The sequence below is a fragment of the Candidatus Kuenenia sp. genome (assembly GCF_027493735.1).
In the GTDB taxonomy this organism is placed as follows: Bacteria; Planctomycetota; Brocadiia; order Brocadiales; family Brocadiaceae; genus Kuenenia; species Kuenenia stuttgartiensis_A.
Genome location: NZ_JAOSKF010000021.1, coordinates 166,279 through 183,119, shown reverse-complemented (window position 1 = coordinate 183,119; position 16,841 = coordinate 166,279). Strand labels below are relative to the sequence as shown.

The following is a 16,841-nucleotide window of genomic DNA, read 5'->3' as shown; positions in this document are numbered from 1 at the left end:
TGAAGGAAGAACTTTAACTTTATCTATTTTTGCACACTTTACTTAAATAAGATTGGAGATAAAATAATATGGCAACATTAACAATCGAGTATCCGGATGAAATTTTGGTATCATTAAAAGAAACACAAGACGATTTTTCTGAAGAGCTGAAAATAGCAGCAGCAGTAAAGCTTTACGAGATGGGGAAACTATCGTCTGGTAAGGCAGCTAGGCTTGCGGGTATGGATAAGATTTCTTTTTTGAAAATACTTGGTAAATATCAGGTGTCCATATCGACATTAGAAGAATTTAAAGAGGATATGAAAGTTGACATCGGTTAAAAATATTGTCGTTGTAAACACATCACCAATCATCTATTTGTCTGCTATCAATAAAACAGACCTGTTAAAGAAACTTTTTGGCGAAATCTTTATACCCGGTGCAGTAAAACAAGAAATAATATCAGGAGGCAAAGACACCTTCGGTTTTCTGGAAATAAAAAATGAACCATGGATAAAAACTAAGACTATCGAAAATGAATTGGCAAAAAAGTGTCTTCTAACGGATATCGATGATGGTGAAGCAGAGGTAATAGTTCTTGCAGAAGAATTAAAAGCGAATATCATCGTTATGGATGACAGATTAGGTAGAAAGGTTGTACGGCTCAGAGGTTTTCGTGTTATCGGTACATTGAGAAGAATTAATAACGGAAGTGAAAGTAAAAGAATTCGGCTTCTGGATAAGTGCGGATGTTTATAAAGACGTTTTGGCACGATCAAACGAAATAACCTAGCGAGGGTTTTAGTTTATTCCGCACCCAAAAAGTGATTTTTAGTATCCTCGTAAATAGTAATCAGACAATTTGGAGGACACTACTTGTATGAGATCGAGACAGGATCGTGGGTGCAATAAGCGGTCTGGACAGGATTCGTTTTCGCGGGACATTGCGGTGGTTGGCCAGTGAGCGTGGAATTCTAACCAAGCAGAATTTGCTTAAGGATTTTCCGTCAATGGCTTACGGCTGTGAAGAAGGGCGAAAATTTGGGTATCGAGGTGCGGTATTTGATGAGCAGGTGTTGATAAGGAGAAGTTGGCTCGCCAGATCGCGCATAAGAGGATTACATCTGTGTTGAGTGTGGTAGGTTGTAAAAAGGAGAAGAACGTGGGGGGGGCCCCCCCCCCAAGAGTGTCTTTGTGTATCATTTTTTAACGATCCAGTGTTTGGTTTTGGTCATTTCGTATCCAGAGTTGGGCACCTTTAATGGTCTCTTGGCTGGAGCGGCAACTGAAAAGGTATTGATTATGTTAAGGACGGCAACTGTTTTGTGCTATAGATTGGCAGCTTAAGACTCTGACTGGGCGAAGCTGACCCATTGTCGCAAAAGTGTCTTGAGACAACGGATCATCGTTTGATGGTGAGCATGGGAGTTCAGTTCTTGCTGAAGTATTGGGGGGGGCCCCCCCTGATGAGGTTATCAGCGACTATCGAAGACGCTATGAAGGATACGGTAATATAATTCGTTATTGAGACAACGATCAATAATATAGGTTTTTGGAGTCCCAATGATGAGAAGGCAAACCGGCGTCATGGCAGAAGATGCGTAAGGGCGTAAGCATTCATCGACGGTGTGAGGTGAGCCAACAATGCAATGATCGTTATGGGGATGCTTTGGCGGCGCTCAGGTAGAGGAGAAACTGAAAGAGTTATTGATAGCCGCTTAAAGAAAAAGGCAATAATAACGGAAACGGATAAAGGCCGCCCTGTTTGGCTTGAAAAACAATGCAGGATCGCAAAAGAATATTCCGGACGAACACCTGAGATAAAGATGCTGCGGCCCCCATGTTTTATAAAGACGTTTTGGATATTAAAGCACTTACGGAAATGGCGGCATGAAAACACGATAAAAACAAGAAATTGATGGATAGTAGTATAAAGGGCATTTTACAACTTTTGGAAACAAACAAATGATGACAGAAAAAAATAAAACCTGTGAAACGGTTAATACCAGCAAAAGTCTTTTAACAGACCACGACATATATCTGTTTAAAGAAGGAAACCATTTTCATCTCTATGAAAAACTCGGCTCGCATCTTATAACATTTAATAATGTGAAAGGCGTTTACTTTGCCGTATGGGCGCCAAATGCCGAAAAGGTATCCGTAATAGGCGACTTTAACAACTGGAACAAGACATCGCATCATCTCAGGGCGAGAGAAGACAGTTCAGGTATCTGGGAAGGATTTGTTCCCGGCATAGGCGAAGGAACAATCTATCGCTACCATATTCGTTCACGATACAACAATTACCGTGTTGATAAAAGAGACCCATTTGCCTTCTACGGCGAAACTCCCCCTAACAGCGCTTCTATAGTGAGGGATTTAACATACACGTGGGGCGATCAGGCATGGATGAAGGAACGGTCAGGGAAAAATAATATCAATGCCCCCTTGTCCGTATATGAAATCCATTTGGGTTCGTGGAGGCGGATTCCGGAGGATGGAAACAGATTCCTGACTTACCGTGAAATGGCGCCATATCTCGCGGAATATGTAAAAGAGACGGGATTTACACATGTCGAATTACTCCCTGTCATGGAACACCCTTTTTATGGTTCATGGGGATATCAGATAACAGGTTTTTTTTCCCCAACGGGCAGATACGGAACCCCGCAGGATTTTATGTATCTGGTTGATTATCTGCACCAGAACGAAATTGGAGTCATTCTCGACTGGGTGCCATCACATTTTCCCTCCGATGAACATGGCCTTGTTTACTTTGACGGCACACATCTTTATGAACACGCCGATCCGAGGAAGGGGTTTCATCCGGACTGGACAAGTTATATTTTCAATTACGGCAGGAATGAAGTACAAAATTTCCTCGTGAGCAATGCCCTTTTTTGGCTGGATAAATACCATATTGACGGATTAAGAGTGGACGCCGTTGCCTCAATGCTGTATCTTGATTACTCAAGGAAAGAGGGAGAATGGATACCAAACAAATACGGCGGCAGGGAAAATATTGAAGCCGTCAGTTTTTTGAAAAAATGCAACGAGACAATATATCATTTTTACCCCGATGTTCAGACCATCGCAGAAGAATCCACTGCATGGCCCATGGTTTCAAGGCCAACGTATGTAGGGGGGCTTGGATTCGGAATGAAATGGAATATGGGATGGATGCACGACACATTAAAATATTTCTCAATCGACCCCATTTACCGGAAATACCACATGAATCAAATTACCTTTAGCATACTGTATGCCTTTACAGAAAACTTTGTCCTCCCGCTTTCACACGATGAGGTTGTGCATGGGAAAGGGTCGTTATTGTACCGCATGCCGGGTGATGAGTGGCAAAAGTTTGCAAATCTCCGGTTGTTATTTGGTTACATGTTCGGACACCCGGGAAAGAAATTACTCTTTATGGGAGGTGAATTCGGGCAGACAAAAGAATGGTATCACGAAGAAAGCCTGAGCTGGCATCTCCTGCAATACCCGATACACAAAGGGATGCAGGAATGGGTTAAAGACCTCAACCGCTTTTACAGAAATGAACCCGTATTGTACGAAATTGATTTTGAATATACGGGCTTCGAGTGGGTCGATTTCCACGATCTGGACCGCAACATCATAAGTTTCCTGCGAAAGGGAAAGACCGTAAAGGATCAGATTCTGGTGGTCTGCAATTTTACCCCTGTGCCAAGATACAACTATCGTATTGGAGTTCCATATGGCGGATTCTGGAAAGAGGTATTGAACAGCGATGCAAAACATTATAATGGAAGCGGACACGGAAATTTAGGCGGAGTAGAGGCAAGTCCGCTGCCTTCACATGGCAGATATTATTCGATTGCACTAACACTGCCTCCGCTTGGTATAGTTTTTTTTAAAAGAGAAATGGATGACAAATGAGGATTGGCGCACATTATATCGGGAACGGAACGTGCGAATTTGTGGTGTGGGCGCCTTTTCTTAAAAGCGTTGCGGTAAAACTCATTTCACCCGACGAAAGACTGCTCCCTATGAAAAAAAGATGAAAAAGGCTATTGGAAGGCTTGTGTTGAAGATGTATATCCGGGCGCCTGTTATTTTTATCAGCTCGGGGAAAAAACAGACAGGCCCGACCCGGCTTCATATTTTCAGCCTGCCGGAGTGCATCAATATTCACAGGTGGTAGAATTCGACTCCTTCAAATGGAAAGATAGTAAATGGAAAGGAATAGAACTTTCACAATTAATAATCTATGAACTCCATGTCGGTACATTTACTCCCCAGGGCACATTTGACGCAATACTTCCAAGATTAAACTCCTTAAAAGAGTTAGGCGTTAATGCCATTGAATTGATGCCCGTTGCGCAATTTCCCGGGGAAAGGAACTGGGGATATGACGGCGCCTATCTCTTTGCCGTGCAAAATTTGTATGGTGGGCCGGAAGGCCTTATGAGGCTTGTCAATGAATGCCACAAACAGGGGATCTCGGTAGTTCTTGATGTCGTATATAATCATCTTGGCCCGGAGGGAAATTATCTTGCGGAATACGGCCCGTATTTTACCGATAAATACCACACTCCATGGGGAAAGGCCATAAACTTTGATGACGCTTACAGTGACGAGGTTCGTTCATTCTTTCTTCAGAACGCGCTATTCTGGTTTGAAAATTATCATATCGACGCCTTGCGGCTTGATGCCATTCACGGTATTTACGATATGGGGGCAAAACATATTTTAGAAGAATTGAAGGAGAAAACGGCAGAACTCTCCGTTCAAAAAAAGAAAACCTATTATTTAATTGCAGAAAGCAACCTGAATGATACAAAAATAACGCGGACAAAAGAAACCGGCGGTTATGGGATAGATTCCCAGTGGTGCGATGATTTGCACCATTCCCTGCACACACTCCTTACCGGAGAGATCACAGGATATTATTGCGATTTCGGTGAAACGAAACATCTGGTAAAATCTCTCGGAGAAGGGTTTGCTTATTCAGGAGAATACTCTCCATTCAGGAAACGACGTCATGGTAACTCTTCGAAAAATTGTCCGCCATCGCAATTTGTCGTCTTTTCGCAAAATCATGATCAAATAGGCAATCGGATGCTTGGGGAACGGTTATCAGCATTGGTTTCGTTCGAGGCGTTAAAACTTGCGGCCGGTGTAATACTTCTTTCCCCTTATATACCGCTTTTGTTCATGGGAGAAGAATATGGCGAAGAAGCGCCTTTTCTCTATTTTGTCAGCCACTCGGATGTTCCTTTAATAGAAGCGGTAAGGCGCGGAAGAAAGCATGAGTTTCATGACTTTCAATGGCAGGGCGAACCGCCTGACCCGCAGGACAGTGAAACCTTTTTAACATCAAAATTAAACTGGGGAAAAAAGAGACAGGGACATCATAAAGTATTGCTGGATTTTTATAAACATTTGATACATTTGAGGAAAACAATTCCTGCCTTCGCGAATCAGGATAAGAACAAACTTTCCGTGTACGGCCTTGAGGATGAAAAGGTCGTGTTTTTGCAAAGAGGAGAGGGAGTGGATAACTCTTTTACCGTATTTAATTTTAGCGATAGTGAAGTGTCCGTGAAACTTCCCCTGCAGGAAAATCACTGGAAAAAGCTTGTTGATTCATCAGATGAGATGTGGGACGGTCCCGGCTCATTGTTAACAGAAAAAACAGGGCAATTTAATCAAATCACTCTGAGAAAACACAGTTTTATTACGTTTATAAAGGAATGATCTATTTATGGAAAGATATATTTGTATTCACGGCCATTTTTATCAGCCGCCAAGAGAAAATCCCTGGCTGGAAGATGTGGAACTTCAGGATTCGGCATATCCCTATCATGACTGGAATGAGAGAATAACCGCCGAGTGTTATGCACCGAATGCTGCTTCGAGCATTCTCGACGTTGACGGAAGAATAGTAGATATCGTAAATATATATTCAAAGATAAGCTTTAACTTCGGCCCTACCCTGCTTTCATGGATGGAAAAGCATAAACCAGGCGTTTACCAGGCAATTCTTGAAGCTGACAAATTGAGCCGTGAACATTTTTCCGGGCATGGCTCAGCTTTGGCTCAAATATACAACCACATGATCATGCCACTTGCCAATAAAAGAGACAAGTATACGCAGGTTATATGGGGACTAAGGGATTTTCAATCAAGATTCGGAAGAGATGCGGAAGGCATGTGGCTTCCGGAAACTGCCGTAAATACCAAAACCCTTGAGGTACTGGTGGAACTGGGAATAAAATTCACCATACTGGCGCCCCGCCAGGCCCAGAAAATGAAAAGAATGGAGAGCCATGCTTGGAAAGATATGGGAAACGGGGAAATAGATCCTACAACACCCTATCTTTGCAGACTCCCCTCAGGACGAAGCATTTGCATCTTTTTTTACGACGGGCCTATTTCACAGGACCTCGCATTTGGCGGTTTGCTGGAAAATGGAGAAAACTTCGCAACGCGATTGCTTTCCGCATTTACCGAAAACAGGGACTGGCCTCAGCTTGTGCATATTGCAACCGATGGCGAAACATACGGACATCACCATTTTAAGGGGGATATGGCGCTGGCGTACTGCCTATATCATATAGAGTCAAAAAATCTGGCGAAAATTACAAATTATGGAGAATATCTCGAGAAACATCCGCCAAAATTCGAGGTGGAAATAAAAGAAAATACTTCATGGAGCTGTATTCACGGAATTGAAAGATGGAAAAATAATTGCGGATGTTGTTCCGGCAGCCATCCAGGCTGGACACAGGAATGGCGCACACCTCTTAGGGCTACTATGAATGCCCTGAGAGACAAACTGGCAGCCATTTATGAAGCAGAAGCCGGCAAATATTTTAAAGACCCATGGGTTGCGAGGAATGCCTATATTGAAATTATCCTGAACAGAACGGAAGATGCGGTTCGCAGTTTTATCGAAAAGCAAACAATTACGGCGCCAACAAAAGAAGAAATAACAAAAATCCTGAAACTCCTTGAAATACAGCGGAATGCCATGCTGATGTACACCAGTTGCGGATGGTTTTTCGATGAGATTTCCGGCATTGAAACAGTGCAGATTGTCAAGTATGCCGCAAGGGCAATTCATCTCGCAGAAGAAATTTCAGACTCCGCCATTGAGACGGAATACCGTGCGCTTTTAAAAAACATAAAGAGCAATGTGCCAAAATACGAAAACGCCGACAGAATATATGAATTATTTGTAATGCCCAGCAAAATAGACCTTTTTCATGTATGCGCCCACTATGCAATTTCCTCCCTTTTTGAAGATATTCGGGAAAAAGCGCCAAGTTATTGTTATTCTGTAACAACCGAAAAATATGAACAGCGGTACGCGGGGAGAGTAAAACTCGCTTTAGGGAAAATGCATATAGTATCAACCATCACATGGGAGGAGGTGGAGACAGTGTTCGCAGCGCTCCATTTAGGCGACCATAATGTAAATGGTGGCGTAAAATGTTTTACCACTGAACAGGAATTATTACACATGTTTCAGGAGATCGGGAATATTTTTGACAGAGGTGAAATCTCAGAAGTTATAAGACTTATGAACAACTATTTTGGCGCCCATAGCTATTCTCTGTGGCATCTGTTTACAGACAGGAAAAGGATGATTTTAGATCAAATCCTGCAATCCACAATGAAGGAAATAGAAGTTTCATTCAGGATGATTTATAAAAACAATTATTCCTTGCTGAATTTTCTCCATTATCTGCAGACCCCCCCGCCTCGTCCACTTTTTTTAACTGCAGAATATACGGTAAATAGAGATTTAATAAATATTTTTTCCCCAGAAGAAGAAATGAATCTTGAAAAACTTGAAAACCTCATCAACGAAGCAAAACGCTGGTCATTTGCCATTGATAAAAATGCCACTGGCTTTGCGGCAAATGTATGGATAAACTCACACATGGAACGGTTACGAAAGAAACCAAGCGATATCAGTCTTGTTGAGGAAATCGACGCCGTGATAAAACTATTAAACTCTCTCTCCGTAAAGCTGGACCTGTGGGAAGCGCAAAATATTTATTTCCATATCGGAAAAAACATTTATCACACAATGAAAGAAAAGTCATTAACCGAAGACCCTCGTTTTAGAAGATGGGAAGAGGCATTTAAAAAACTGGGATATTATCTTGGGGTGAAGGTGTCATAGATTGTAGAGACAACGCATGCGTTGTCTCTACAATTTGTGTCAAAAGAACATTTTGTAAAAAAATAATGGCTGAAAAATTTCAAAATAAATACCGAATACCATCTACCCGGCTACAAAATTGGAATTACGGGTGGGCAGGCACACATTTTATAACCATTTGCACGGCAAACAGAGAATATTTTTTTGGCGAAATAAATAATGGCATTCTGCAATTATCTAATGTTGGGGTAATTACAAATGTATTGTGGTATGAAATTAAAAACCACACAACAAATGTTGAATTGGGGACATTTATTGTTATGCCCAATCACGTTCATGGTATATTGGTTTTGAATGGAAATAACAACAACACCGACACAACCGTAGTAGAGACAACGCATGCGTTGTCTCTCTAAAGTGTCACCAAAAAGCAAATCGTAATAACAATTCCCGGTTGGGAACGGAAGTGAAATAATTTTTAAAATGTAAACAATCTCTATGTACAAAAGAAGAAGCGGCATATTACTACATATAACATCACTCCCATCGCCATATGGCATAGGAGATTTTGGGCCATTCGCCTACAAATTCATCGACTTCCTGGCAGAAACGAAGCAGTGTTTATGGCAAATCCTGCCGTTAAATCCCACATCCCTCCCCTATGGAAACAGCCCCTATAGCAGTTGCTCTGCCTTTGCAGGAAACCCTATCGTAATAAGCCCGGACATGCTAGTGGAAGATGGACTGCTTGCCAAGCCGGATATTGAAGGCGGCAGACGCTTGCCGAATAATCGGACGGATTACGCAAATACTACCGTCTATAAGGAAGGTATTCTTCAAAAGGCATATAAAAATTTTCAAATACAGAAAAAAGAAAAATATGCCTTTCCGTTATTCTGCGAACAGAACGCTCATTGGCTGGATGATTACACACTATTTATTGCCCTTAAAGAATATTTTCAGGGAAAAGTATGGAGCGACTGGCCTGCAGAAATAAAGCACAGAAAACCTGACGCAATGGTTGAATGGAGAGAAAAATTAAAAGAACGAACGGAAAAAGAAAGGTTTATCCAGTACATATTCTTTAAGCAATGGCACAAGCTCAAAGAGTACTGCAATAAAAAAAACATACAAATAATCGGAGATATTCCTATTTATGTTACGTATGACAGCGCTGATGTCTGGTCGCATCCGGAATTATTTAAATTAGATGAAGACAAACAACCATCATTCGTTGCGGGGGTGCCGCCGGATTATTTCAGTGAAACAGGACAAAAATGGGGAAACCCTATTTATACGTGGGATTTTCATAAAGAAACGGAGTTTTTGTGGTGGATCAAACGTATAGAACACAACATGAAGCTCTTTGATATTGTCCGATTAGACCATTTCAGGGGTTTCGTTGCGTATTGGGAGATCCCTGCGCACGAAGAAACGGCTATTAATGGCACATGGGTTGAAGCTCCTGTTGAAGACTTTTTTACCACCATTTTTAAACACTTTCCTAATTTACCCCTTATTGCAGAGGACCTCGGCACCATAACACCGGATGTAAAACTCGTTATGCAAATGTTTCAATTTCCCGGTATGAAACTTCTCCTGTTTGCCTTTGGCGATGATGTAGCAAAAAATCCTTATGTACCACATAATTATGAGAAAAACTGCGTGGTATATACCGGAACACATGACAACAATACCATAAAAGGGTGGTTTAAAAATGAGACAAACGAAGAAACACGAAAAAAACTTTTCAAATATCTTGGAAGAGATGTTTCCGAAACAAATGTGTGTCGGGAATTAATACGACTAGCAATGATGTCCGTTGCAAACACGGCGATCATTCCTATGCAGGACATCCTTGAACTTGACGAAGAAGCCAGGATGAATTTACCGGCAACCACTGAAAATAACTGGGCATGGAGACTGCTTTCCGAACAGCTCACGCCATCCGTAACGAATGCACTTAGAGAAATTACCGGAATTTATGGTAGGAGCTGATATGATACAAGCACACTTTCGCACCCCACGCATACCTATTGCCACCTACAGATTACAACTCAATAAACATTTTACCTTCCATGACGCAAAAGAAATAGTCGCCTATCTGCATGCTTTGGGCATAAGCGATATATATTGTTCTCCTTACCTGAAGGCCAGGGAGGGCAGCCTTCACGGGTATGACATCGTTGACAACCATTCATTGAATCCTGAAATCGGCACAGAACAGGAAATGGATGAATTATCCCGCGAGCTTGAGCATTATGGAATGGGGCACATATTTGATCTGGTGCCAAACCATATGGGTATTGCCGATAAAGAAAATGCATGGTGGATGGATGTGCTGGAAAACGGGATGAGTTCCTGTTATGCGAATTTTTTCGATATAGACTGGGATCCTATAAAGGATGAATTAAAAAATAAAATACTCCTTCCCGTCCTGGGAGATCAATACGGCAACGTCCTTGATAATCAGGAATTAACCCTGACGTTTGAAAACGGCTCTTTTTTTATACTTTACTACCATCACAAATTCCCCATACGACCACAAACATATCCGGAGATTTTAAAATACCGACTGGAGGAATTAGAAAAAACCTTACCGGAGGAAAACCTTCATCTGACGGAGTTTTTAAGCATTTTAACCGCTATTGACCATCTTCCCGCATACACGGAAACAGCAGAAGAAAAAATCAGGGAACGACGACGCGAAAAAGAGGTGATTAAAAAACGACTCCACACCCTTTACAACGAAAGCACGGAGATCCGAAATTTTATCGATGAAAATGTGCTGCTGTTTAACGGACAAAAAGGAGGCACGGAAAGCTTCGATCTCCTCGACAATCTGCTGGATAAACAGGTGTACCGGCTTTCCCACTGGCGAGTCGCCACCGAGGAGATTAATTACCGGCGGTTTTTTGATATAAGCGAACTCGCAGCAACCAGGGTAGAAGAGCCAGACGTCTTTCGGGAAACCCACGAACTTGTGTTTCGCCTCATCCGGCAAGGTAAAGTAACAGGGCTGCGGGTAGATCATCCCGATGGATTATACTGTCCGCCTGAATATTTTAAAGAATTACAAAAGAACTGCTATCTCCTGACTTTTGGTGGAAACGGGAAAAATTCAAAAAATAATCGCGCATCAGAGGATGAACAATCAGAGGAAAGGGCGGCGCTGACAAAGCAATACCATGAGATACTTGCAAGGGAACCGCACTATAAACCATTCTATATTGTGGGAGAAAAAATACTGGGAAGGTCAGAAAGGATACCGGAAGACTGGCCGATTTTTGGCACAACAGGATACGACTTTATTACCACGGTGAACGGCATATTTGTTGAAACAAAGAATGCAAAGGAATTTGACAAAATATACTCCAGGTTTATTAAAGAGACGATACACTTTCATGAGATTGTCTATGAAAAAAAGAGGCTCATTATGCAAGTGGCAATGTCTAGCGAAATCAACACGCTGGGGCACTATCTGAACCGTATCTCTGAAAAAAACAGGCATACCAGAGATTTTACGCTCAATAGCCTGACCTACGCAATTATTGAAGTAATCGCATGTTTTCCCGTATACCGGACATACATTCATTCCTCAGAGGTAAACGAACCGGATAAACGTTATATTGAACATGCTGTTTTTAAAGCAAGGCAAAAAAATCCCGCCCTTAATGAATCGATTTTTTTCTTCCTTAAAGACGTGCTTCTCAACAATTATCCCGGATATTTTAACGAGGAAGGCAAAAAAGCATGGCTTAATTTTACCATGAAATTTCAACAAATTACGGGCCCGGTTATGGCAAAAGGGGTAGAGGATACTGTTTTTTATGTATACAACCGCCTCATTTCACTGAACGAAGTTGGCGGCAGTCCCGATTGGTTTGGGACTTCAATCGAAGCCTTTCACGGACAAAATACGGAAAGGGCAAAATCATGGCAACATTCCATGTTAGCCACTTCCACACATGATACCAAACGAAGCGAAGACGTCAGGGCTCGCATCAACGTCCTCTCCGAAATACCGGCAAAATGGAGAGAATGTCTGATAAAATGGAGCAGAAACAATAAAAAACACAAATATCTTGCAGGAGACCTAGCCGCCCCTAGCAAAAATGAAGAGTATTTATTTTATCAAACACTTATTGGCGCCTGGCCTTTTGAACCAATGGACGATTCAGGGTATGAAATCTTCAAAAACAGGATTAAGGAATACATGCTCAAAGCGTCACGCGAGGCAAAGGAAAATACGAGCTGGATAAACCCAAATACGGTATATGAAGAGGCATTAATGCACTTCATTGACAACGTAATGAACAGGAAGCAAAATAATGCTTTTTTGCATGATTTTAAAAAGTTTCAGGAAGAGATTTCTCATTACGGCATATATAATTCGATCGCACAGACGTTGCTTAAGATAACTTCTCCCGGAGTCCCGGATATTTATCAGGGGAATGAAATATGGAGTTTTTGCCTCGTGGACCCTGACAACCGCATGCCCGTTGATTATGGCCTGCGAATGAGCATGTTGGAAGAATTAAAAGAGCAGGAAACAAGCGGCGGAATACAGGCCCTTATTACAAATATGATGAGAAACAGGGAAAAGGGCTTGATAAAACTGTATGTTACCCACAAGGCGCTTACCTTCCGGAAAGAGAACAGAGAACTGTTTGAAACCGGGAATTATACGCCCCTTGAGGCTGCGGGAACAAAAGAAAATAATGTATGTGCATATGCAAGAAACAGCAACACCAAAACCGCGATTGTCGTCGCACCCCGGTTCATGACGCAAATTCTTTCCCATCCGGAAGAATTGCCCTTTGGAAAGGACGTGTGGGAGGATACCTTTCTTTCCCTCCCTTTTGAAGATAACGCAGCAGGATACCAAAACATTTTTACAGGAGAGGTTGCTAAGACAACTATTCATAATAATGCAAAAGGCATATTCCTTTCAGAAATATTTACCACCTTTCCGGTGGCCCTGATGGAAAGAATTTGTTAAAATCTCATTCTACAATAATTGGCTACTTTGTGATAAGCGGAGCATTTGCTATAAACGGTTGCTGCTCGTTCCTCAGTTGAAATATCTAAGCCTATTAAATTCATGTAGTGCGACGAACCTCGTCGCACTACAAAGGACAATTTTCCGTTTCAAAAGACTAAAGTGTTACCCGTTTTTTAGTACCATTTTCACTCGTTGCCAAACAGTTAAATTTGTTGCCTTTGGCAGTCTGATTTCATTATCTTATATTATCTTATTACAACATCCTCAACATATAAACACATCTTATATGAAAAAAAGAATTGCAAAAATCGAAAGAAAGACCAAAGAAACACAAATTGAGTTGGTTTTGAATATTGACGGAGAAGGAATATGCAACGTTAGTACAGGGATTGGTTTCCTGGACCACATGCTCGAATTATTAACCAAACATGCCTTATTTAATCTGGATATTACCGCACATGGTGATATTCAGGTAGATGGCCACCACACGGTTGAAGATATTGGGATATGCCTTGGCCTGGGAATAAAGGAGGCATTGGGCGACAAAAAAGGAATCCGGCGTTTTTCAAACGCCAGTATCCCCATGCAGGAAACGCTGGCAAATGTAGCCATAGACATAAGCGGAAGGTCTGCACTGGTATTTAATGCAAACTTTCATAATGAAAAGATTGGCAATTTTGATGTAGAACTTATTCGGGAATTTCTTGAAGCATTCACAACGAATGCAGGCGTTAATTTACACATAAATATTTCTTACGGTACAAATTCCCACCATATGGCTGAGGCGGTGTTCAAAGGCATGGCAAAGGTATTGTGCGAAGCCGTCCGCCTTGATGAACGCATAACCGGCATACCTTCAACGAAAGGAGTACTTTAATGTTACATGGCCGTTCTTTTCTGTTTTTTTCAAAACCTGAATGCAGCTTCGCAAGAAAAGTCATTTCCTATGTTATTTACATAGCATTCCTTTTCATTATAATCTTCCTGCCAAACACACCCGCATCATTTTGCTCGGAACTTGCGGATAGTCCATGGCCTATGTTTCGGCACAATTTACAACGTACCGGATTAAGTCCTTATAAAAGCATTCAAAATCCGGTGATAAAATGGACATTTCAAACAGAAGGAGCTGTGACCTCTTCACCATGCATTGGAAATGACGGCGTTATTTACTTTGGCTCTAAGGATAAAAAACTTTACGCTGTATCCAGGGACGGCAAACTAAAGTGGACATTTCAAACACAGGGAGAGGTTGAATCTTCCCCCGCAGTAAGAAAGGACGGAACAATTCTGTTCGGGTCATGGGATGGCAACCTTTATGCTTTAAATGCCGACGGGAGTTTATTGTGGAAATATGCAGCCGAAGGAGGGATTATTTCGTCTCCGGCAATAGCGCCGGATGGAACAATTTATTTTGGATGCTGGGATAAAAAATTACATGCAATTACTTCAGACGGAAAATTAAAATGGACTCAGCGAACCGCGGACCACATAGTTTCATCTCCGGCAATAGCACCGGATGGTACGGTATGCTTCGGCTCTGAGGATTACTTTTTATTTTCCATGACGTCTGAAGGAAAGGCATCATGGAGTTTCGGAACACGGTATATTCTGGATGCATCCCCCTTAATCAGACAAAATGGTGATATCTGCGTAGGGTCAGAAGATGCAAAGTTTTATGTTTTTCAACCCGATGGTCAAGCAAAATGGACATACAATACCTTATATGATATTGATTCATCCGCTGCAATCGATACGGAAGGAAACCTTTACGTTGGTTCAGGGGATAATAATCTCTATGCATTTACCCCCGATGGAAAGTTGAAATGGACATATGCGGCAAGAGGCTCAATTCGTTCTTCACCAGCGGTTACATCAGACAATGTTATATATTTCGCATCGGGAGATAAAAAAGTTTACGCATTGGACCAAAACAGCAATTTGAAATGGTCTATCACTACCGGAGATGCGGTCGAATCATCGCCCTGCATTGACAAAGACGGCACAGTATATATCGGTTCCAATGATGGAAAGCTCTATGCTATAGGTGAAAAAAACGCCAGTAACTAAAGGTATATACTAAACAGGCTTATAACAGGTGAATTCAGTACAGACGGCGTGAAGAAGTTTTTAGATAAAAAAAGGGCTAGCAACATAATTTACTTGCTGGCCCTTAAATACCTCAAATGCAACTCCAGGCGGGTCCAGGTTTGTAACCTGAACCTATAGTTTATGCAGATAATGGGGGCCATGTAATGCGGTAAAATTCCAATGCCAAAATCACAAAATCTTTGTTTGGAATTTATTTGTCATTTGTTCTGCCAACAAAAGGCGGGATTGAACGTATAAAACGTTTGGTTCAGGTTACAAACCAATATCATTAAATTAAGCTACCTCCCAAAGCCCCCTTTATAAAGTGGGTTGTTTTTGATCCAATATCATTAACTTAATGATATTGGGATGCAGTCCTGTGAAGAAGTTTTCAGATAAAAAAAAGGGCCAGCAACATAATTTACTTGCTGGCCCTTAAATACCTCAAATGCAACTTTATAACATAAATGTACGTAAAAAATCACTCGTTGTAGTACATTACGCCTTCATCTTCATCTTCACTTTTACATCTTTAATCTCTTCAAATGTCTGACCTGCACCAGGCAACTCACCGGCGCCTGAACCACCTTGTATGGCAGCACTCATCCTCTTTGCGCCCCGTTCATCCATGTAGGTAGCAAACCAATAGAGGAATGTTACAAAGAATCCACCTCCCACAATATTACCCAAGGTAACCGAAACAAGGTTCCATCCGAACATCTTGCCGAAGTTGATAACAGCAGGGTCATGAGGCAATAAACATGCCAGCGTCATAATAGACATATTTGCAACACAATGCTCCATACCTGTAGTAACAAAGCAGAACAAGCACCACCAAATCATAATAAGTTTGCCAGAGTCGCTCGTACATCTGAAACTACTCCAGACAGCAAGACAAACAAGCCAATTACAAAAAATACCCCTGAAAAACAATTCCCACCATGGCGCATTCATTTTATATGTTGCTACTTTCAGCAAAAACGACAACCATGGATCTTTGGCAAAAACACCTGTGGGAATAAGCATTAATGCAAACAACATTGAACCTGCCAAATTACCTATATATGTCCAAAACCACCCTAACATACTATCACCAAACGTTACTGTACCTCTAAAGCAACCTTTAAAAATCAATAGATTATAACCCGTAAACAGTTCAGCACCGGCAAAAACTACGAGCGCCAATGCCAGGCCAAAGAATATTCCGGCAGCAATCTTACCCAGCCCTGGATTTATTGCTCCGATAGGAGCCGCAACAATAAATGCAATGAGAACACCAAACCCAATATAAAAACCTGCCATTACGGAAAGCGTCAAAAAGCCTATAAGGCTATGTTTCATGCAAGTCGCTTTTTTAAGTGAAACCGCCGCAATTGCATCAACAGCACCAGTATATAACATTAATTTTTTCTCCTTTAAAATAATGTTGAAAACACCATCTTAAAAACCTCTCCTTAAGCCTCGTTAATACAACCAAAATTGCCACCATTCCAAACTGAGTAACCATATACATTCACTCCTTATTTGCCTTTGCTTACGACCTTAAAACACCTCCTTTCTCTTTCATCTCATACATCATTATTCCCTCTACAAAATACTTGTACGTTTTTTTGC

13 protein-coding genes and 1 pseudogene are annotated in these 16,841 nt (G+C 41.5%); 13 read left to right on the top strand and 1 reads right to left on the bottom strand.

All coding sequences use genetic code 11. The features are described from left to right. The first annotated feature begins 68 nt into the window (after nucleotides 1-68). The 13 genes and pseudogenes from M5U24_RS14755 (at nucleotide 69) to M5U24_RS14695 (ending at nucleotide 15,206) form a co-directional block, all read left to right on the top strand. Complete coding sequence (locus M5U24_RS14755) at nucleotides 69-320, top strand: UPF0175 family protein (RefSeq protein WP_099324377.1); 252 nt, start codon at nucleotides 69-71, stop codon at nucleotides 318-320. After that, entirely contained in the window at nucleotides 307-738 is a 432-nt protein-coding gene (locus tag M5U24_RS14750; RefSeq protein WP_298202829.1) for a hypothetical protein, read from the top strand. The genes M5U24_RS14755 and M5U24_RS14750 overlap by 14 nt, the downstream gene beginning before the upstream one ends. Before the next feature lie 140 nt (nucleotides 739-878). After that, nucleotides 879-1,112, top strand: a complete 234-nt coding sequence (locus tag M5U24_RS14745) for a hypothetical protein (RefSeq protein ID WP_298202827.1) — start codon at nucleotides 879-881, stop codon at nucleotides 1,110-1,112. A 516-nt stretch (nucleotides 1,113-1,628) separates the two neighbouring features. Then, nucleotides 1,629-1,898, top strand: coding sequence for a hypothetical protein (locus tag M5U24_RS14740; protein ID WP_298202825.1), 270 nt, complete (start codon nucleotides 1,629-1,631; stop codon nucleotides 1,896-1,898). Between the two features lie 46 nt (nucleotides 1,899-1,944). Further along, nucleotides 1,945-3,894: a 1,4-alpha-glucan branching protein GlgB gene (gene glgB, locus M5U24_RS14735; RefSeq protein WP_230408042.1), complete on the top strand. Its 1,950-nt coding sequence runs from the start codon at nucleotides 1,945-1,947 to the stop codon at nucleotides 3,892-3,894. Further along, on the top strand, nucleotides 3,891-4,019 hold the full coding sequence (locus M5U24_RS14730) for a hypothetical protein (RefSeq protein WP_298202823.1): 129 nt from the start codon (nucleotides 3,891-3,893) through the stop codon (nucleotides 4,017-4,019). Before glgB ends, M5U24_RS14730 begins: the two co-directional genes overlap by 4 nt. A 52-nt stretch (nucleotides 4,020-4,071) precedes the next feature. Next, nucleotides 4,072-5,715, top strand: a pseudogene (gene treZ / locus M5U24_RS14725) (malto-oligosyltrehalose trehalohydrolase); the annotation flags it as partial. A 7-nt stretch (nucleotides 5,716-5,722) separates the two neighbouring features. Continuing rightward, the gene (locus tag M5U24_RS14720) at nucleotides 5,723-8,152 is read left to right on the top strand and encodes a DUF3536 domain-containing protein (protein WP_298202821.1); all 2,430 of its coding nucleotides are present in this window, start codon (nucleotides 5,723-5,725) and stop codon (nucleotides 8,150-8,152) included. A gap of 65 nt (nucleotides 8,153-8,217) precedes the next feature. Beyond that, nucleotides 8,218-8,547: a transposase gene (locus tag M5U24_RS14715; RefSeq protein WP_295101380.1), complete on the top strand. Its 330-nt coding sequence runs from the start codon at nucleotides 8,218-8,220 to the stop codon at nucleotides 8,545-8,547. Nucleotides 8,548-8,629: 82 nt separating this feature from the next. Beyond that, a complete protein-coding gene (gene malQ / locus M5U24_RS14710; protein ID WP_295101378.1) occupies nucleotides 8,630-10,129 on the top strand; it encodes a 4-alpha-glucanotransferase in 1,500 nt (499 codons plus the stop codon). Between the two features lies 1 nt (nucleotide 10,130). Next, a complete protein-coding gene (gene treY / locus M5U24_RS14705; RefSeq protein ID WP_295101376.1) occupies nucleotides 10,131-13,133 on the top strand; it encodes a malto-oligosyltrehalose synthase in 3,003 nt (1,000 codons plus the stop codon). Nucleotides 13,134-13,422: 289 nt separating this feature from the next. Continuing rightward, the gene (gene hisB, locus M5U24_RS14700) at nucleotides 13,423-14,013 is read left to right on the top strand and encodes an imidazoleglycerol-phosphate dehydratase HisB (protein ID WP_099324385.1); all 591 of its coding nucleotides are present in this window, start codon (nucleotides 13,423-13,425) and stop codon (nucleotides 14,011-14,013) included. Continuing rightward, on the top strand, nucleotides 14,013-15,206 hold the full coding sequence (locus tag M5U24_RS14695) for a PQQ-binding-like beta-propeller repeat protein (protein WP_099324386.1): 1,194 nt from the start codon (nucleotides 14,013-14,015) through the stop codon (nucleotides 15,204-15,206). Before hisB ends, M5U24_RS14695 begins: the two co-directional genes overlap by 1 nt. 519 nt (nucleotides 15,207-15,725) lie before the next feature. On the opposite strand, the gene M5U24_RS14690 is transcribed toward M5U24_RS14695, so the two are convergent. Then, nucleotides 15,726-16,628 (bottom strand): formate/nitrite transporter family protein, encoded by a 903-nt coding sequence (locus tag M5U24_RS14690; RefSeq protein ID WP_099324387.1) that lies wholly within the window; start codon nucleotides 16,626-16,628, stop codon nucleotides 15,726-15,728. Nucleotides 16,629-16,841: the final 213 nt, after the last annotated feature.

What these genes read in the sequence shown, in the direction of transcription:
- malQ (WP_295101378.1), top strand. Translation starts at nt 8,630, where the DNA reads ATGTACAAAAGAAGAAGCGGCATATTACTACATATAACATCACTCCCA.
- M5U24_RS14695 (WP_099324386.1), top strand. Translation starts at nt 14,013, where the DNA reads ATGTTACATGGCCGTTCTTTTCTGTTTTTTTCAAAACCTGAATGCAGC.
- M5U24_RS14755 (WP_099324377.1), top strand. Translation starts at nt 69, where the DNA reads ATGGCAACATTAACAATCGAGTATCCGGATGAAATTTTGGTATCATTA.
- glgB (WP_230408042.1), top strand. Translation starts at nt 1,945, where the DNA reads ATGATGACAGAAAAAAATAAAACCTGTGAAACGGTTAATACCAGCAAA.
- hisB (WP_099324385.1), top strand. Translation starts at nt 13,423, where the DNA reads ATGAAAAAAAGAATTGCAAAAATCGAAAGAAAGACCAAAGAAACACAA.
- M5U24_RS14740 (WP_298202825.1), top strand. Translation starts at nt 1,629, where the DNA reads ATGATCGTTATGGGGATGCTTTGGCGGCGCTCAGGTAGAGGAGAAACT.
- M5U24_RS14720 (WP_298202821.1), top strand. Translation starts at nt 5,723, where the DNA reads ATGGAAAGATATATTTGTATTCACGGCCATTTTTATCAGCCGCCAAGA.
- M5U24_RS14690 (WP_099324387.1), bottom strand. Translation starts at nt 16,628, where the DNA reads ATGTTATATACTGGTGCTGTTGATGCAATTGCGGCGGTTTCACTTAAA.
- M5U24_RS14715 (WP_295101380.1), top strand. Translation starts at nt 8,218, where the DNA reads ATGGCTGAAAAATTTCAAAATAAATACCGAATACCATCTACCCGGCTA.
- M5U24_RS14730 (WP_298202823.1), top strand. Translation starts at nt 3,891, where the DNA reads ATGAGGATTGGCGCACATTATATCGGGAACGGAACGTGCGAATTTGTG.
- treY (WP_295101376.1), top strand. Translation starts at nt 10,131, where the DNA reads ATGATACAAGCACACTTTCGCACCCCACGCATACCTATTGCCACCTAC.